The 18,937-nt window shown below is 44.5% G+C and carries 17 protein-coding genes; 10 read left to right on the forward strand and 7 right to left on the reverse strand.

What is annotated here, in order from left to right; all coding sequences use genetic code 11:
- The first annotated feature begins 7 nt into the window (after positions 1-7).
- The 9 genes from fliG (at position 8) to ACFSKO_RS20375 (ending at position 9,990) form a co-directional block, all read left to right on the forward strand.
- Positions 8-1,018, forward strand: a complete 1,011-nt coding sequence (fliG, locus tag ACFSKO_RS20335; protein WP_380255139.1) for a flagellar motor switch protein FliG — start codon at positions 8-10, stop codon at positions 1,016-1,018.
- Between the two features lie 12 nt (positions 1,019-1,030).
- The gene (locus ACFSKO_RS20340) at positions 1,031-1,834 is read left to right on the forward strand and encodes a FliH/SctL family protein (RefSeq protein WP_380255141.1); all 804 of its coding nucleotides are present in this window, start codon (positions 1,031-1,033) and stop codon (positions 1,832-1,834) included.
- 53 nt (positions 1,835-1,887) lie between these two features.
- Positions 1,888-2,184 carry a flagellar motor switch protein FliN gene (fliN, locus tag ACFSKO_RS20345; protein ID WP_299380048.1) on the forward strand — a complete coding sequence of 99 codons (297 nt, stop codon included), beginning with the start codon at positions 1,888-1,890 and terminating at the stop codon, positions 2,182-2,184.
- Positions 2,185-2,208: 24 nt separating this feature from the next.
- Positions 2,209-3,048: a motility protein A gene (locus ACFSKO_RS20350; protein ID WP_380255143.1), complete on the forward strand. Its 840-nt coding sequence runs from the start codon at positions 2,209-2,211 to the stop codon at positions 3,046-3,048.
- A 39-nt stretch (positions 3,049-3,087) separates the two neighbouring features.
- Positions 3,088-4,515, forward strand: coding sequence for a sigma-54-dependent transcriptional regulator (locus tag ACFSKO_RS20355; protein WP_380255145.1), 1,428 nt, complete (start codon positions 3,088-3,090; stop codon positions 4,513-4,515).
- Between the two features lie 35 nt (positions 4,516-4,550).
- Entirely contained in the window at positions 4,551-6,668 is a 2,118-nt protein-coding gene (flhA, locus tag ACFSKO_RS20360) for a flagellar biosynthesis protein FlhA (protein ID WP_380255147.1), read from the forward strand.
- Positions 6,669-6,734: 66 nt separating this feature from the next.
- Positions 6,735-7,715 (forward strand): flagellar biosynthesis protein FlhF, encoded by a 981-nt coding sequence (locus tag ACFSKO_RS20365; protein ID WP_380255149.1) that lies wholly within the window; start codon positions 6,735-6,737, stop codon positions 7,713-7,715.
- A complete protein-coding gene (locus ACFSKO_RS20370; protein WP_380255151.1) occupies positions 7,712-8,503 on the forward strand; it encodes a MinD/ParA family protein in 792 nt (263 codons plus the stop codon). The genes ACFSKO_RS20365 and ACFSKO_RS20370 overlap by 4 nt, the downstream gene beginning before the upstream one ends.
- On the forward strand, positions 8,500-9,990 hold the full coding sequence (locus ACFSKO_RS20375) for a hypothetical protein (protein ID WP_380255153.1): 1,491 nt from the start codon (positions 8,500-8,502) through the stop codon (positions 9,988-9,990). Before ACFSKO_RS20370 ends, ACFSKO_RS20375 begins: the two co-directional genes overlap by 4 nt.
- A 36-nt stretch (positions 9,991-10,026) precedes the next feature.
- On the opposite strand, the gene ACFSKO_RS20380 is transcribed toward ACFSKO_RS20375, so the two are convergent.
- Positions 10,027-10,455 carry a hypothetical protein gene (locus tag ACFSKO_RS20380; RefSeq protein ID WP_380255155.1) on the reverse strand — a complete coding sequence of 143 codons (429 nt, stop codon included), beginning with the start codon at positions 10,453-10,455 and terminating at the stop codon, positions 10,027-10,029.
- On the reverse strand, positions 10,456-11,856 hold the full coding sequence (fliI, locus tag ACFSKO_RS20385; RefSeq protein ID WP_380255157.1) for a flagellar protein export ATPase FliI: 1,401 nt from the start codon (positions 11,854-11,856) through the stop codon (positions 10,456-10,458).
- 306 nt (positions 11,857-12,162) lie between these two features.
- On the opposite strand from fliI, the gene ctrA reads away from it, so the two are divergent.
- Positions 12,163-12,876: a response regulator transcription factor CtrA gene (gene ctrA / locus ACFSKO_RS20390; RefSeq protein WP_380255159.1), complete on the forward strand. Its 714-nt coding sequence runs from the start codon at positions 12,163-12,165 to the stop codon at positions 12,874-12,876.
- Between the two features lie 132 nt (positions 12,877-13,008).
- Here the strand turns inward: ctrA and ACFSKO_RS20395 are convergent, their stop codons facing one another.
- From ACFSKO_RS20395 to ACFSKO_RS20415, 5 genes are all read right to left on the reverse strand, one after another.
- Positions 13,009-13,848, reverse strand: a complete 840-nt coding sequence (locus ACFSKO_RS20395) for a CheR family methyltransferase (protein ID WP_380255161.1) — start codon at positions 13,846-13,848, stop codon at positions 13,009-13,011.
- Positions 13,845-14,999: a protein-glutamate methylesterase/protein-glutamine glutaminase gene (locus ACFSKO_RS20400; RefSeq protein WP_380255164.1), complete on the reverse strand. Its 1,155-nt coding sequence runs from the start codon at positions 14,997-14,999 to the stop codon at positions 13,845-13,847. The genes ACFSKO_RS20395 and ACFSKO_RS20400 overlap by 4 nt, the downstream gene beginning before the upstream one ends.
- Before the next feature lie 11 nt (positions 15,000-15,010).
- Positions 15,011-15,376, reverse strand: coding sequence for a response regulator (locus ACFSKO_RS20405; protein ID WP_380255166.1), 366 nt, complete (start codon positions 15,374-15,376; stop codon positions 15,011-15,013).
- 61 nt (positions 15,377-15,437) lie between these two features.
- A complete protein-coding gene (locus ACFSKO_RS20410; RefSeq protein WP_380255168.1) occupies positions 15,438-15,893 on the reverse strand; it encodes a chemotaxis protein CheW in 456 nt (151 codons plus the stop codon).
- Positions 15,894-15,951: 58 nt separating this feature from the next.
- Entirely contained in the window at positions 15,952-18,681 is a 2,730-nt protein-coding gene (locus ACFSKO_RS20415) for a hybrid sensor histidine kinase/response regulator (protein ID WP_380255170.1), read from the reverse strand.
- Between the last annotated feature and the right edge of the window lie 256 nt (positions 18,682-18,937).

The following is an 18,937-nucleotide window of genomic DNA, read 5'->3' on the forward strand; positions in this document are numbered from 1 at the left end:
AAGTAGTATGCGCGACGATTACAGAACAATGACGGGACCTGAAAAGGCTGCACTCCTGGTAATGGCACTGGGTGAGGCACAGACGGCGCAGCTATTTGCGATTATGGAAGATGATGAAATTCGCCAATTATCGCAAATTATGGCAACTCTCGGAAATGTTAGCGCCCAACTTATAGAACGATTATTGGTCGAGTTCGCCGATCAGATATCCACGACAGGCACGATCACCGGTAGTTACGACAGTACGGAACGTCTACTAATGAAAGTACTGGACAAAGACCGTGTAGACACAATCATGGAAGAAATTCGCGGCCCAGCTGGACGAACCATGTGGGAGAAGTTGGCGAATGTTAATGAAAACGTTCTCGCAAATTACCTCAAAAATGAGTATCCCCAAACTGTTGCGGTCATTCTGTCCAAGGTCAAACCTGAGCATGCCTCACGTGTCCTTGGTTTACTTCCAGAACCTTTCGCCATGGAAGTTGTCATGAGAATGCTTAGAATGGAAGCCGTACAAAAAGATGTTCTCGATGATGTAGAAAGAACATTAAGAAATGAATTCATGTCTAATCTTGCCAGAACTAACCGTCGTGATTCCCACGAAATGATGGCCGATATTTTCAATTTCCTTGACCGGAACGTTGAAAGCCGTTTCATGAACGCCCTAGAAGAAAGAAATAAAGATTCAGCAGAGAGAATCAAGGCTCTCATGTTTACCTTTGAAGATCTTAGCAATCTCGATCCAGGTGGTGTTCAAACACTATTGAGTGCAGCTGAAAAAGATAAATTGGCAATTGCTTTAAAGGGTTCATCTGAAGGTTTACGCGAGATGTTCTTCACTAACATGTCGGAACGTGCAGCAAAAATTATGAAAGAAGATATGGCCGCAATGGGACCTATTCGTCTAAAAGATGTTGATGAAGCCCAAATGTACATGGTCACAATTGCAAAAGATCTTTCAGAAAAAGGTGAAATTGTTATGGCCGATTCAAAAGGCGAAGACGAGTTGGTCTATTAGGAGTTGGTGTTGGTGGTGAATTCAAACCAAAAATTCCTCTTTGATACGTCATTTGAGGGATCTAAAAAATCAAAACAGACATCAAAATCCGATAGCTTTTCAGATTTCATGGGTGCGTCCGAAGCACCGCCTCAAGATCCAGCAACTTCTGTGATAGAACCTGAAACACCTGCCTTGCCTGAAGGCGCTGTCTCTTTAGAAGATCTCGAACTTGGTAAACAAACTGCTTACTCAGAAGGCTTTGCTGCAGGACAGGAAGAAGCTCACGGGCAAGCCTCAGAAGCGAATGAAGCACAGATCCTTCAAACTCTGGAAAGAGTGACGCAAGAATTAGCGAGTTTGGAACATGGTCACAAAAAAATGCATGACGAATTGCAAAGTGTGTCTATGGAAGTGGCTATGAAAGCCATTCAAAAACTTTTTCCAAGCCTTGAGCATAGCTCAACACTCGATGAGATCACACTTGTCTTTAAGGAGTGTATGGATCGATTGCCACAAGAACCTCGGCTCGTAGTACGCGTTTCCGACACAACTTTGGACGAAGTACAAGAACGTCTTGAACAAGTCGCAAATAATAGTGGCTTTACTGGGAATCTCGTTTTTTTATCTGAGCCAGGTATGTCATCAAGTGATGTCCGTGTTGAATGGGCAGAAGGAGGCGCAGAAAGAAACAGCACAGAAATGCTGCAGGAAATAGAAACAATTCTTTCGCGCGCGATAACACGTTTTTCATTACCCGGAGATTCCGGGCAAACCAGTGTATCTTCGGTAGAGGATAATCCCGAAAATACTCCACCTCAAGAGGTTGCCGAATGAGCGAAGATGAAACTGAAAATGGAACATTCCCATCCATTCCCGAAATGCCGGAAATGGAAGATGATTCGGCAATGCCTGAGCCAGGTGGCCGACCACCAACCAATGCCAAAGAGCTTGAAGCTGTTTATGACATTCCTGTTCAGGTGTCTGCCATTCTCGGCAAAGCAAATATGCAGGTCAGCCAACTTTTGAAGCTCGGTAGAGGGGCTGTAATTGAACTCGACAGAAAAGTTGGAGAAGCAATTGACATCTACGTTAACAACCGACTGGTTGCGCGTGGAGAAGTCGTGGTCGTAGAAAACCGCTTGGGTGTGACGATGACTGAAATTATCAAAATGGACCGAAACTAGGTATCTCCGGGATTTGAACTGATTATGGTCAACACTTCACAAACTCAAACGACACAGCGTGGGCAATCACCGAGCAGGCCGCAATCGGGGCCGTCGTTTGACTACGCCACATTAGCTGGTGTCGTTGGGGCTTTTCTCATCGTCTCTATAGCAATGATCCTTGGCGGTTCACCCGGATCTTTTTTCAATCTACCGGCCATACTGATCGTTGTCGGTGGAACTTTTTTGGTCACAACAACATCTTTTACCTGGGATGAAGTGACAAAAGCACAAAAAACAATGCTCAGAGCCGCATTATATCATGCTGAAACTCCTGGTAATGCAGCCCTACAAGTTTTGTTTTTAGCTGATCAAGCTCGCAGGAACAGCATTTTATCACTCCAGAAACATTTAAAAGATATTCAAAACAGCGGTTTCCTGCACCGGGCAACCGAAATGCTTGTTGATGGTATAACACCTGAACAATTGGAAGCCATCCTCGAACAACAGGTCCTCGCGACCCAGCATCGACACCAACGTTCAGCGAATATTTTAAGAAGAGCTGGTGAAGTTGCACCTGCTATGGGATTGATAGGAACCTTGGTCGGGCTGGTACAGATGCTAAGTAATCTTGAAGATCCGAGTACGATTGGACCAAGCATGGCTGTTGCTTTGTTGACGACATTCTACGGAGCCATCTTATCTAATATGGTTTTTCATCCCTTAGCGGCAAAACTTGAACGTATTTCGCAGACTGAGGCCATCGTCAATCAAATTTACACGATCGGTATTTGCTCCGTCAGTAAGCAAGAAAACCCAAGACGTCTAGAAATTATGCTTAACACTATTCTCTCTCCAGAGCAGAGAGTGAATTATTTTGATTAAGGTGATTTATCAAATGATCGCCGTCCAGGAGAGTAAGTTATGCGCCTACTAATTGTTGGCTCGCTAGAAGGACACATGATAACCGCCGGCAAGATTGCTTTCGAGCGTGGAGCAAAGGTCGCAACTGTCGATGATGTAGATCAGGCTATGGCATCCCTGCGAGCTGGTAATGGGGCTGATTTACTTATGGTCGATATTAATCTAGATATTGACAAGCTATGTAAACACCTCGATATGGAGCGATTTTCCGTTCCTGTCATTGCCTGTGGAATTGGCACTCAACCCTCTAAGGCTGGGGATGCAATACGTTCCGGAGCCAAAGAGTACATACCACTCCCCCCAGATGCAGAACTAATCGCTGCGGTTCTTGCCGCAGTCACAGAAGAAACAACCTCACTGATCTATAAAGATCCTGCAATGGCGGCTGTTATCCGTCTCGCTGAACAAATTGCTCCCTCAGATGCCAGTGTTCTTGTCACGGGTGAGAGTGGGACAGGTAAAGAGGTTATGTCTCGATACCTGCATTCCAAGTCTAAGCGGGCAAAGAACAATTTTATTTCAATAAATTGTGCAGCTATTCCGGAAAATTTATTGGAGTCAGAGCTTTTCGGTCATGAAAAAGGTGCTTTTACCGGCGCCTTATCTCGACGCGTCGGTAAATTTGAGGAAGCTCATGGCGGCACCTTGCTTCTCGATGAAATATCGGAAATGCACCCTCGTCTACAGGCCAAATTATTACGTGCTGTCCAAGAACGTGAAATAGACCGCGTTGGTGGCAACAAACCCATCAAAGTTGATATTCGCCTGCTAGCTACCTCTAATCGGAATATGGAAGAAGAGGTCAAAAAAGGGAATTTTAGAGAAGATTTATATTTCAGATTAAATGTAGTTACAATCGACATGCCATCTCTTAGAGATAGGCCCCTCGATATACAACTTCTTGCAGATCATTTCCTAGCAAAATATGCTGAATCTAATGGCGTTGCCAAACCAGCTATAACACCAGAAGCTGTTACACAATTAATGCAACACCATTGGCGTGGAAATGTCCGCGAGCTAGAAAACACGATGCACCGTGCCGTACTGTTATCAAGAGATAACATCGTTGGGCCAGAGGCTATCCTATTATCAGGGACAAGTTTTTCGCCCGTTGCAACAACAGCACCTCCGACACAAGCCCAAGCTTATTCTGCTCCCCAAACTCCTCAACAGCCCCCTCAAGGGCAACAACCGGCTGCCAGCGATGGAGCGTCTGAAAAACCGCTTGTGGGGAGAACGGTTGCAGATGTAGAGAAAGATCTCATCCTCAACACCCTTCAACATTGTCTTGGTAATAGAACGCATGCTGCAAACATACTCGGAATTTCAATTCGAACACTTCGTAATAAATTAAAGATTTACAGCGATGATGGCACCGAAGTTACGAGCCCAGGCAGAGGTGGAGAAAGTTTCAGCCCTTCCCTTTAGAGCAATAACTTTTATAACAACACAGTAGAAATTAAATGTCTGACTCCAGTCCACAACAAGAGGGTAACAAGCTAGGGCTACCGCCAACTGTGCTGTCCGCTCTAGAAGCCCTTAAACGTGGAGATATCGCCCTAGCTCTTGGTGTCATGGCTATTCTTGTTGTCTTGATTTTACCAATGCCAAGTTGGCTGCTTGATATTTCTCTGGCTCTTTCTATCACATTGTCTGTTCTCATTTTGATGACTGCTCTATTTATCCATGGGCCATTAGAATTTGGATCATTCCCAACAATTTTGCTAATTGCGACAATGCTACGGCTGTCTTTGAACCTAGCATCAACCCGTTTGATCCTTGCCAATGGGCACGATGGCGCCGGAGCAGCTGGACAGGTCATTGAATCATTTGGCAATTTTGTCATGAGCGGCAATTTTGTTATTGGGATAATCGTATTCGGCATTCTCGTTATTGTGAATTTTATTGTCATTACAAAGGGTGCTGGGCGGATCGCGGAGGTTTCTGCCCGCTTCAGTCTGGATGCCATGCCCGGTAAACAGATGGCTATTGATGCAGATCTCTCAAGCGGTTTAATTGATGAAACCGATGCCAGACAGCGACGCAAAAATTTGGAAGATGAAAGTAACTTCTTTGGAGCCATGGATGGGGCATCCAAGTTTGTCAGAGGAGACGCGATAGCCGGTCTTCTCATCACTTTCATTAATGTGATTGGTGGCATAATCATCGGTGTCGCTCAAAGAGATATGGCCGTTGGTGATGCTGCAACATCTTACACCCTTCTGACGGTGGGTGATGGCTTGGTTTCTCAAATCCCCGCCATCATAGTATCTACAGCCGCGGGTATTCTCGTATCAAAGACAACAACAACAGGCTCTGCAGATAAAGCTATATTCTCACAGCTTAGTGGATATCCCCGAGCTTTAGGTCTCTCATCAGCTTTGATGATTGGTCTTGCTCTTGTTCCTGGAACTCCAGCATTCCCCTTCATATTGCTCGCAAGTGTCACAGGTGGTCTTGCCTGGCTCTCTAATAAAAAATCTTTAGAGCGAGATGACGTAATTGAAAAAAAGGAACTCGCCGCGGCTCAACCCGCCCCAGTTGCAGAAGAGCCAATTTCTTCATCCTTACAAATCGATAATCTTCGCTTAGAGTTAGGCTACGCCCTATTACCGATGATCAACGGTCAGGGTGGGGAACGGTTAACAGATCAGATAAAAGGTTTAAGACGCCAACTTGCACAAGAATTAGGTTTTGTTCTTCCGTCCGTACGTATCCAGGATAATCTTCAACTCGGTGCTAATAGCTACATCATCCGTATTAAAGAAATTTCAGGTGGAGAAGGTGAACTCAGACCTAATATGCTCTTGATCATGGACCCACGCGGAGAAAAGATACAGCTTGTCGGCGAAGAAACCATTGAGCCAACTTTTGGCCTTCCTGCTATGTGGGTCGACGAAAGCCAAAGAGAAGAAGCATTGTTTCGAGGATATACAGTCGTTGACGCTTCGACGGTTATTACCACCCATATAACTGAAGTCGTAAAAGATAATATCTCCGAGTTACTTTCTTATTCGGAAACTCAGAAACTTCTGGATGAGCTCAGCGAGGAACATCAAAAATTAGTTGCAGATCTTATACCTACTCAAATTTCTGTTGGGGCATTGCAAAGAGTTCTACAAAACCTCCTTGCTGAAAGAATTTCAATTCGTGACTTACCAACCATACTTGAGGGTATATCCGAAGCTTGTGCCTATACACGCAACGCAACTTTCATCACTGAACATGTTCGCTCGCGTTTGGCGAGACAAATATCAAACAGCAATCAGAACGAACAGGGCTTCATCCCTATGATCACCCTTTCCCCGCAATGGGAACAGGCTTTTGCACAAGCGCTTGTGGGAGACGCTGAAGAAAAACAACTTTCAATGCCACCAACCCAGCTTCAAGAATTTATTACTGCTGTACGACAAACATTTGAACGTCACGCTATGATGGGAGAAGCACCTGTTTTACTGAGTAGTCCGATAATACGTCCCTATGTCAGGTCAATCGTAGAACGGTTTCGCCCTGCAACTGTTGTAATGTCCCAAAACGAAGTTCACCCCAAAGCAAAAATTAAAACTCTGGGGGTTATTTAATGGTAATGATTTACGTACCACTATCGCATCCATATAAATGCACCTACTTTCTGGAGAGCTTTTAAAATGCGCTTAAAGCATTACATAGCCAACAGCTTACCAGAAGCCATGGATCAGGTCAGAGATGACCTTGGTGAAGACGCAATCATATTAGCCACGGACGAATTAGGCCCGGATCAAGGCGTTCGCGTCACAGCAGGTTTAGATGACCATCCCGATCACGATTTTTCCATAGAAGATCCAGATGACGACGTTGATGTTGTTGACGAAATAACAGAAGTATTGGACTTCCACAGACTACCGCCAGAAATGATTGATAGCCTTGTTGGTCAAGCCATAGGCATACCAGCTTCAGAATGGCATATCTCGCTCGCTGGTGCGCTGGATAATCATTTTAAATTTGCTCATATCCCCACGCGGCCCTTGCCAAGACCTCTTATGCTCATCGGATCACCAGGGGATGGAAAAACCTCTACCATTGCCAAACTATGTGCAAAGGCACGAATTGCAGACATTCCGACGACTGTTGTTACGATTGATTCAGAAAAGACAGGCGGCATCGAACAGATAGCTGCTTTTTGTCATCGATTACAAATTGATCTCGATATAGCAGAAACCCCTGAAAATCTTACCGAGTGTATGGCTCGGATTTCGAAAGAGCGTTTAGTCCTCATCGACACTATGGGCGTAAACCCCTTCGACGAAGATGCAATACATTATCTTGGAGATTTCGCTCAAGCTTCTGATGCGGAAATCACTCTTATTATTCCAGCGGGTGGTGATGTTTACGAAGCAGCAGAAAAGGCAACAGCATTTGGCGCTCTAAACCCCAAATTTATTATACCTACAAAGCTAGATATGACCCGACGATTTGGTGGGTTGTTAACCGCAGCTTATACCGCAAATTTGGCATTTATGGCTGCGGGAACATCTCCGCACATTGCTGACGGACTTTCGTCAATAAACCCGGTATCTCTGGCACGACTATTGCTACCGACAAGACTAGAACCTCAACAGAACACTCTTGCGACAGGCACACGCTTATGAACCAAGCCAAAAATAACGTCCAGGCTCTACATAATAAATTACGTTGCCACAACATGATTGCAGTTGCTTCTGGAAAAGGGGGCGTTGGAAAAACATGGTTGTCTATTACGCTGTCCCACGCTTTATCCAGCCTAGGCTGTCGGACATTATTATTCGATGGTGATTTAGGTCTTGCGAACGTCGACATTCAACTCGGCCTCGCACCAAACAAAGACATGGGCGGTGTGTTAACCGGTCGCTACTCATTAAAAGATGCCACGACTCCTTATCCAGACGGCGGTTTTGATGTTGTAGCAGGACGATCCGGATCTGGTAATCTTGCCAACTTGCCTGCACAACGTTTAAACCATCTCACCACAGATCTCGCAGCTCTATCGGATTCCTACGACCGGGTTATTTTAGACCTTGGTGCGGGTATTGACCGCACAGTTCGGCAACTTGCATCTCAAGCTCAGGTTTGCTTGGTAATTACCACAGATGAACCAACATCGCTTACCGATGCTTATGCTTTTATAAAATTAACCAAAATGCAACGCCCTGATGCAGATCTACGTGTTATAGTAAATATGGCAGAGACGGAACATGATGGGCATAAAACGTATAATACAATAAGAAAAGCCTGTGAATCATTTTTACAAATAACTCCTCCACTTGCCGGCATCATTGTGCGAGACAACAAAGTAAAGGAAGCAATTCGCAATCAAACGCCTCTGCTAGTAAGATACCCCAACTCAGCTGCAGCAGAGCGCGTTGAACAGATTGCCAGAAACCTGCTCTCAGAAGAATGAACAAGGTTCAGCTCCCTCATGCCGCGACACCTTCCCCTTCAACGGGAGCGACCCAAACAACACAGCCGAGTTCCTTAGAAAGTTACCCGCCTGCTCTTAGTAAAAGACCTGTACAGGAACAGATTTCCGGGATCATACAAGGACAGAATAAAAACGGCCAACTCCTCGTCCAAACTATGCTTGGAGAGCTTGCCGTCAACACGCAAGTAAAGTTACCGCCAGGTACCGAGGTGCTTATCCAATTCAGGACACAACGTCCGCCCTTTGAAGTTCTGCTTGTCCCTCAACACAATAATAAGACAAAGTTACAGCCCTCAAACGTGCCTCCAACCGACAAATTGAGCTTAGGACACATTTTACAAGCAACTTTTCTGAACAAGTCCACATTACAGGCCAAGAATCCTCTCCCTAATGAGATCCTTAACTTACAACCCGGCAAAATATTTCAGGCAAAAATTGAACTAATCCCCGCGTCTATACAGCAAGGTACGACGGTTAAATCTTCTGTTAATCCCCAAATTGGGCCGCAAGTAATACAAACAACCTCAATTTCTCCGACACAAACACTCCCATCAACAATATCGAATACTCAATCCAGCACACCTCCCCTCCCAAACCCCAATACAGTCCGAGCAACTGTTATTGGGAATACCAATGGACAACCCATTGTTCAAACGTCTCTCGGCAACATCCAACTTTCTCTTAAAGCCTCTCTTCCAGCAGGTACGCAGTTAAGTTTAATGTTTCTTCCCCATATGGATGATCCTGCCTTGTCTTCAGGTGATCGTACCCTGCCCGGAAACTACCAAACTCTTTCCGGATCGGGACAGGATTTACGTTCAGTCTTGCAATCTGCTCTCAGTGCTCTGATCCAACAAGGACAGGGGAATTTATTGGCAAAACATTTACCCCATCAAGGGCCAGCCCTCACATCCGGTATCTTGCTTTTTTTAAATGCAATTAAGGCTGGGGGAAACAGACCTTGGGTTGGGCAAGATGCGATATCTCTTTTACGATCCAGTGGAAACATAGACTTAGCTCAACAGCTAACAAATGATAACCCGGCGCTTAATCGTCCACTTGAAACACCCCAAGGTGATTGGCGGATGACCCAACTCCCCATTCTTCATGAAGGCACCTTACAAAAGGCAACCCTTTTTGTAAGGGACCGGGAGAGTGGAGCCCACAAAGAGGGTAAATTTGATCAAGAAGAAGCCACCCGGTTTAAGCTTGAAGTTGAGATGAGTCGAGACGGTGACATGCAATTCGATGGTCTTGTAAAAAAGAATATGTTTGATTTGGTAATTCGAAGCAGGAACGAACTTCCAAACCAAATGCAAAGTAAGATTTCAGAAATGTTCTACGGAGCAAATGGGGCCACGGGATTTTCCGGACGTCTCACTTTCGAAGCATCCCAGGAATGGGAAAAACTTACCGATATCGCGAATAAATTGATCGCAGGCTCACACAATAGCACCCTCGCCTAGAAGCCAAATAAATAATTCGAACATAAACAGACGGTATCATTGTTCAGAAGACTTACGTCGACGGTATTGCTGAATCCCTATTTCATCATAATCTGCTTGTTCTTTTTTCTTTAAGATATCTTGTTGTCGCCTGATATCGTTAGCCTGTGCTTCCTCGTATCTCTTTAGATCTTGAAATGTTTCATTAAGTTCTTGTTGAGCAATAGCCTTTAAAGTCATCACCTCTTCGATTGATGTCTCCAGTCGCATGCGACGCTCTCGAGCTGCTTCCGCATAAGCCGGATAGGTTTGCGCCACATCTGGGTGTTGTGACGCAAATTCCTGTTCACGGAGAACTTCTTGATCCAATTTAACCAAGTCCTGTTCCAGCTTTAGCAACAAGGCTTCCAAATCAGATAATTTTTGCTGTGCTTCGTCCAATTTCCAACTATGGACCCGCACCAGGCTATCAATCGGGGTTTTCATTTATTCGTTCCCCACATTCGCTGTGTCAAAATTTTGTTCCTGATCCCGAAACCCTGTAACTTCGGGCACATCTTGATCCCAACTGATTCCAAGAGCTGCAGCAAGCTGTTCATATCCAAGAGCAAGATTACTTTGTTCATATTTCCCTTGGGTTAAAAATGCCTCCAGCGCACCATAATGAGCAATAGCCTCATCAATAACTGGATCAGACCCTTCATTATACGCCCCAATTCGAATTAACTCAGCCATATTTTCATAGGTAGACAGTAGTTGCCGGCCTCTTGTAACAAGTTCATTTTCGGGCTCAGTATTACACCCAGGCATAGTTCTAGACACACTCCGTAATAAATTAATCGCTGGAAAGCGATTGCGCTCAGCAATCGCACGCTCAAGGATAATATGTCCATCCAAAATGCCCCGGACGGCATCAGCTATAGGCTCATTATGATCATCCCCTTCGACCAAAACAGTAAAGAGCCCAGTAATTGATCCTTCCGTTTTGACCCCAGGCCCAGCACGTTCCAAAAGCTGAGGTAGCTCAGCAAATACTGAAGGAGTATAACCTTTACTTGCAGGAGGTTCGCCCGCTGACAAACCAATCTCGCGCATAGACATGGCAAAGCGTGTTACTGAATCCATTAAACAAAGAACATCACGACCATTGTCTCTAAAGTATTCTGACAACGCCATTGTCATATAAGCGGCCTGACGGCGCATTAATGGTGGTTCATCCGATGTTGCAACGACTACGACAGAACGCGCAAGACCTTCTGGTCCGAGATCGTCTTCTAACCACTCCTGAACTTCTCGTCCACGTTCACCAATCAAACCAATAACGTTCACGTTAAGTGAGGTATAGCGGGCCAGCATTGAAAGCAAAACCGACTTACCAACGCCAGAACCTGCAAAAATTCCCATCCGTTGCCCTTGGCAACAGGACAAAAAGGTGTTTATCGCTCGAACACCCAAGTCAATTTTTCCACCAACGCGGTTTCGCCCGTGAGCTGGAGGAGGAGACTGCCTAACTTTATAGGGGTCTGCCCCCATAGGAAGAGGCCCCTTACCATCTATCGGCTCACCCAGGGCATTTATTACTCTACCTAGCCAAGCCTCTGATGGATGTATAGAAGGTTCGCTCGCCGCCAACACTGCCTTACATCCCAAACCGATCCCATCCAGAGAGCCAAAGGGAAGTAGAAGTGCGTGTCCATGGCGAAAACCGATGACCTCACAAGGGACTTTACGTTCGTCTCTGGCAATCAAGATACATCGAGACCCAATAACAAGAAGCCGATCAAGCCCGGAGAGTTCAACAAGCATTCCTAATACACCAGATACTCGTCCATAAACTTGATAATCAGAGAGCTCTGAAATTTCTCTAACCAGACTTTTAAGAGGCATTTTTAATTCTACCTATTTCTTCAATGATAAATTCTATTAATAGGGTAAAAAGCCCGGTTAAGGGATCAATTTTGAATCACAGGAATATCGCTTTTCCATATTCCATTTAACATCAGTTTAATCACTGATTCTTTCCAAAAAATCAAAATTTCAAAAAAAAATGGCAATTTAGTTAAAATAAAACACAAATTTGACCCTATTTTCCGACTTTGAGGTGTTTTTGGTAAGGTTTTGTTAATATTCCTTACCGAAAATGGTTAACGACGTTCATATTCACTTAACCAACATTAATGACCGGAATATATTATGCGAGTCCTGTTAGTAGAAGATGATGCCCCAACAGCCCAAGGCATCGAAATGATGCTCAAGTCGGAAGGCTATGTCTGCGACTCAACAGATATGGGTGAAGACGGGCTCGAAATTGGTAAAATTTATGATTATGACATTATTATTTTGGACCTCATGCTCCCGGATATGGATGGCTATGAAGTTATTCGCCGCCTAAGAGCTTCCAGGGTCGAAACACCCATTTTAATCCTGTCCGGCCTTAATGGCCTTGATGACAAGATTAAAGGGCTTGGTTTTGGTGCTGATGACTATTTGACTAAACCTTTTGACAAACGTGAGCTAATTGCACGCATTCAAGCCATCGTACGACGGTCAAAAGGGCATGCCGCATCCGTTATTAATACTGGTAAGCTTAAAGTTAACCTCGACACGCGCACCGTTGAAGTCGAGGGAAAATTACTTCACCTCACAGGTAAGGAGTACGGAATTCTTGAACTCCTCTCTCTACGCAAAGGAACAACGCTCACCAAGGAAATGTTTTTGAACCATCTATATGGCGGCATGGATGAACCAGAGTTAAAGATTATTGATGTTTTTGTTTGTAAACTTCGTAAAAAACTCTCAAACGCCACCGGTGGTGAAAATTACATCGAAACCGTTTGGGGCCGAGGTTATGTACTAAGAGATCCTGTAGAACAAAGTGTTGATACCCCACAATTGGTTTCAGCGTAAATCGATAACTATTAACTATTTGCCCCCCCCTCAAAGGCAGGGTCTTAGTCTCGTAAAAATAACAATCGTCAAAAAACATAAGAAAAGGGCGTGGAACTTAAGTTCCACGCCCTTTTCTATTACGATTTTATATTAACCTGCTGCCCGAGCGGGTTGGCCGTTACGGACGAGTCCATAAATTCCTCTCTTCCCGGGAATAAGCTGGAAGTCATCAGAAATTCCGAGAACAGTTTCCGCGCCGCCCAGATACAGGAACCCATCGTCTGGCATTTGTTTTGCTATATTCGTCAATACAGCCGACTTGGTTGCCTGTTCAAAATAAATGAGAACATTTCGGCAAAAAACAACATCAAATTTACCAAGTGCTGCAGGACTATCCAGAAGGTTGAAGGATTTAAATGTCACCATATTCCGAATGGAGCTATCAATCTGCCACCGGTCACCAGCTTGCTGAAAGTACTTCACCAACAAATTAATTGGCAAACCTCTTTGAACCTCGAACTGAGTATAAACCCCTTCTTTGGCCTTATCGAGAATGTCATTAGATAGGTCAGTTGCAACAATTTCAATTTTCCAACCAGCCAGCGCCGCGCCAGCTTCTTTCAACAACATTGCCAAAGTATAAGGTTCTTGTCCGCTAGAACATGCCGCAGACCAGATCCGGATTGTTTTACTTCCGGCCCTTTTCTCGAGTAATTGTGGAAGAACCATCTCTTTGAATAAATCAAATGGTTTTTGATCACGAAAGAAGAACGACTCATTTGTTGTCATCGCTTCCGTAATGTCACTTAAAATGCGTTCGTCATTGGATGCTCTCACCTTCTGGACAAGCTCATCGAAACCACTAAGGTTCCACTTTCTTGCCACAGGGTTTAAGCGACTTTCCAACAAGTACGCTTTATCCTGACTTAGGACTAGCCCAGAACGTTTTCTTAGAAACTGGGAAATATATTCGAAATCACTCACGTTCATGCCGCCGACCTCAGAACAAGTTGTCGCACATTGGATGCCATTTCTTTAATGGGTAGAACCGCGGAACAAAGTCCAGCAGTCGCCACAGCACCAGGCATACCCCATACAACACTTGTTTGTTCGTCCTGTGCAATGACTGAGCCGCCCGCGGCTGTCACAACTTCGGAACCTCGTAGACCATCACTTCCCATACCTGTTAGAATTAGGACAAGAAGACGAGAGCCGTAAATTTTGGATAAACTTCTTAACATTGGATCAACTGCAGGCCGGCAAAAATTTTCTGGTGCTTCTTGGTTTAAGCGAATGACAACGTTTGCCCCTTGCTTTTCAAAAACCATATGAAACCCACCAGGAGCCAGATAAATAGTACCGCCTTTCAGAATTTCCCCATCTTCACCTTCCTTACTTGGCATGGCCGATACACGGGAAATATGCTCTGCAAGCAAAGCCGTAAAAGTTGCTGGCATATGCTGTGTCACGACGACAGGCTGAGTTATCGCACCAAGATTACCAAGAACATCGAATAAGGCCTGCGGCCCCCCTGTAGAACTGCCTATGGCCAGGATATCCGGTTTATTTATTTTGTCTTTTCTGAGTACAATACTTTTAGTTGGATATAAACTCGACGGTGCAGGAGCTAATTTAGGCTTATTTACATTTGCCTGCCCAGTCTTTGCTGTAGGTAATGGAGCCTTCTTTCCGCTACGCGCAACTTGACCAAGAGCCTTAACCTTTTCCACTAACTCATGTTTAAAATCACTGGCTTTAGTCAGCTCTCCTGAACTTGTCGGCTTTGGTATATAATCCGCAGCTCCTAAACGCATTGCGCGCAAACTAATTTCAGCATTTTTACGTGTGAGTGTAGACGCCATTATAATTTGAACGTCGGGCTTCACCGCAAGTAGCTTTGGTAAAGCTGTCAGGCCATCCATAACTGGCATCTCAATATCCAGCACAATGACATCAATATCATGGATTGCTAGACGTTTAATTGCAATTTCACCATTCGGTACAGACTCAACCACCGTAACACTAGGATCACTTTCCAGAATTCTTGTCAGCAGACCACGAATGACAGCGGAATCATCAACTACCATTATCCGATAGGCATTATCAGATTTTTCAACTTTATCAGTAGAGGATAAATTCATGGGCAAGGCCATTAAATGAGGCCCACCTGTATAAATTTAGATTCTATGATGTCACTATCAAAGGGTTTCATAATATATTCATTGGCCCCGGCAGCTATGGCCTGCTGGATATGTTGCATATCGTTTTCCGTGGTACAGAAAACAACAATTGGTTGCTCCACGTCCTGTAGGACCCGGAGATCCTTTAAAAACTCCAACCCATCTTTGACAGGCATATTCCAGTCTAGCAAAACTGCATCTGGCATGGAAGCAACACATGCATCCAGTGCTTTTTGACCGTCTTCTGCTTCTTCAACCTGGAAATTTAGTCCTTCAAGAATTTTTCGTGCAACCATTCGCACGACTTTGGAGTCATCGACAACCAAACAGGTCTTCATATTATTGCTCCAGCTTGTTTTATATTACTCATATTTTTAAACTCTAGTAACCCGAGTATGATCATGCAGCATCAACGCTACGGCCATAATCCAAAAAGCGATTAACATCGAGGATGACCAACAAGCGACCATCAAGACGATAGATACCTTGAGAGTAATCCCGAAAACGTTGATCCAAAGTCGGAGGATTACGTTCAAATGAACTCTCATCCACATCAAGAACTTCCCCAACACTGTCAACCATTAGGCTGTACAAATCGTGGCCGTTCTCGACAACAATGCTCATGCAGTTTTTATCATCACGTGCTGGCAATCCCAATCTTTTCCGAACGTCAATCGCAGTAACAATGCGTCCCCGTAGGTTCAATGATCCTGCAATTTCAGGAGGAGCCAAAGGAACAGGCGTTATGCGTTGTGGGTTAATTATATCCTGTACTCTCAGTACCGGCACACCAAAAAGTTGGCCTGCGATAAAAAAGGTCACAAAATCTTCGTTTTCTTGATAGTCATCACTCACAGCATTGTTCTTTCTACTATTTGTCGCTGGCTACTAATTATCTCAACCACGATGTGTCTCAAGCAGCGCCTTTAAGGTCGGCAATTGTATCTTGAAGTGTTGTCAGTAAAGCACCGCGATCTGTCTTTGAAACATAGTCTCTAAATCCTGCCGCACGCCCTTTAACCAAATCGGATGGTGACGCAAAAGCAGAAAGCGCAACCATTGGAATTTTGGACCAACGATGGTCTTCCTGAACAGCCTGAGCAAATTCGAAACCGTTCATTCCAGGCATTTCAATATCGGAAATAATCACATCAAAAATCAACCCTTCCTCACAAAGAGCAAGTGCTTCACTCGCTGATTCGACAGCTTTCACTTCATATCCGGCAACAGATAGCATTGGCATCAACAAATTGCGGAAAAACGGACTATCGTCGACAAGTAAAATACGGGAACGATCGCTTTCAAAGTTTTCTTTACCAGCATCCGAACCAAACCAGTCTGGAAACGCCTGAGTTAAGAAATATCCAGCATCAACAACGTCCGTCGCCTTTTCAGCAATAATTGCACTACCGATATAGCCTTCTTTTTCGCCACTCAACTCAACATTCATTCGGTCTTCAACGATATCTATGATTTCATCGACAACCAATCCCATTGAACGCTCTCTGTCTGAGAAAACAAGCACGGGTTGGCGACCTTCTGCTTCCAACTGCATATCTGATTGCATTGGAATCAACGGCATTAACTGTCCACGATACTGAACAACATGTTGTCCACCTGAGCTTTCAACCTTAGCAAGGTCGATTTCTTCAAGACGTGCAATCAAAGCAAGTGGCACCGCTTTCGGTGCTCCCGTTCCTGATTTGAATACAAGCATTGCTACTTTTTCTTCACCCGCTGCCGCATGGCGATCTTCGTAACCACCCATATCTGTATCGGCAACAGCAATTTCGCCTGTCGCTGCAGCAATACCATTCGGATCCAAAATCATAACAACAGCACCATCGCCAAGGATTGTATTTCCCGAGAATAATTGAATATGACGAAGAATAGGCGCAACTGGTTTTACAACGATTTCTTCGGTATCAAAAACCCGATCTACAATAATACCAAACGTATAGGTACCCACTTGAGAGACAACGATAAAGTTATCTTCACGTACTTCCGTTACTTCCCCCTGCTCACCTTCAGCATCAGGGTCAGACAATTTCAGAAGATCCCGCAAGGTAACGAGAGGTAACAATCTGTTTCTTAAACGGAGAACTGGTGTTTCGTTAATATGCTCAATTTTGTGTTCAGAATGCGCAGAAGTCCTTACAAGCTCAACAACTGAAAGCTGAGGAATAGCGAAGCGTTCTTTACAACATTCAACAATTAAAGCGGACACAATCGCCAAAGTCAGAGGAATTTTAATGGTAAAGATCGTGCCTTTACCTTCTGTAGAACTGAGTTCGACAGTGCCTCCAATCTTCTCAATATTGGTACGAACAACATCCATACCAACACCACGACCAGATACGGCTGTTACTGCTGCAGCAGTTGAAAACCCTGCTCTGAAAACAAACTGTTGAATCTGCTGATCGTTCATAGACTCTAAATCAGCTTCAGACGCTAAATTATTTTCGAGGCATTTCTCTCTGATACGGTTAGTATTCAGGCCCTTACCATCATCTGAAATTTGAATGATAATATGACCGCCCTCATGAAAGGCGTTCAAGATGACCTGGCCCGTTTCAGGCTTACCTGCGGCAAGACGCTCGCTTGGTGTTTCCAAACCGTGATCTGCAGAGTTTCTGACCATATGAGTTAAAGGATCTTTAATCAACTCAAGTACTTGACGGTCAAGCTCTGTCTCAGCCCCCTTCATAACCAGATCAATTTTCTTGTCTAGTTCATGAGAAAGGTCACGAATAATACGAGGCAACTTAGCCCAAGCATTACCGATCGGCTGCATACGGGTTTTCATAACCCCTTCTTGCAAATCAGAAACCACATGGTTTAAGCGTTGTAACGGTGTCGCAAAGTCACTTTCTTTATGCGCCCTTAGAATTTGCAGTGTTTGATTTCGGGTTAAGACCAATTCAGAAACCATCGTCATAAGGTTTTCAAGAACATCAACACTTACACGAATGGATTGATTGGCTACCGAAGAAGAGGCCTCAGCTGCGGGCGCGGCAGGTGCTGCATTTTTAGGAGCCGCTTTGGGTGCAGGAGTTGGCTCTGGTTTCAGTTCGACAACTTCCGCAATAGGTTCAGGCGCTGCGGCTTCAGCAGCTTGAGCAGCAAGTTCATCGGGTCCAAGAGCTAATCTGAAAGCCTTTTCAAGCTCATCTTCTTCATCATCGTCATCAACAGCGTCACCCATATCAGCATCAGTAGTATCTGATACTGGAGCAGGTGCGGCCTCAGGTATTGCTGCCTGATCACCGCCCTCAGCATGTGCATTTAGGCGATTAATAAGATCAGTGTCATCACCCTCCGGTTCTTTTTCCGTCGCTTCGAGGGTCTGCAAAATATCTCTAATTTGGTCCAAACATTCCAAAATCAGAGATACACCAGCTGGAGTTACTGATAGTTCTTTATCACGAAACTTATTCATGATGTTTTCACCAGCATGAGCCACTGACTCTAGCCTTGGCAATCCGAGGAACCCACAAGTACCCTTAATCGTATGCATAAGTCGGAAAATGTTACCGAGCAATTCACTGTCGTTTGGGTTCTGTTCGAGCTTAACAAGTTCCACATCGAGTGTCGTGAGGCCTTCACTGGTCTCAGTCAGAAACTCGCTCAAAAGATCATCCATAACTGCGCATCCATTCCATCTTGATCAAGCACTACGGACACAATAAAGCTGCAATCCGCTATTCATTCATGCATAAGCTTGGCAAAGGAAGATTAATAACCTCTTACCCAATCCCGTTCCTTCGTTAACTTTAATTAGAAAGATACATAATTTAATGATTTTAAAGTCCTAAGGATAAAGTTTTATGACGCTTTATCCTTTACAAGCCCTAGCTTGAGAGCTTAGCTCATGCACTTAAATGAGACTCGTTACTAAT

Origin of the sequence: Kiloniella antarctica (assembly GCF_042682825.1) — a bacterium.
Taxonomy (GTDB): Bacteria; Pseudomonadota; Alphaproteobacteria; order Kiloniellales; family Kiloniellaceae; genus Kiloniella; species Kiloniella antarctica.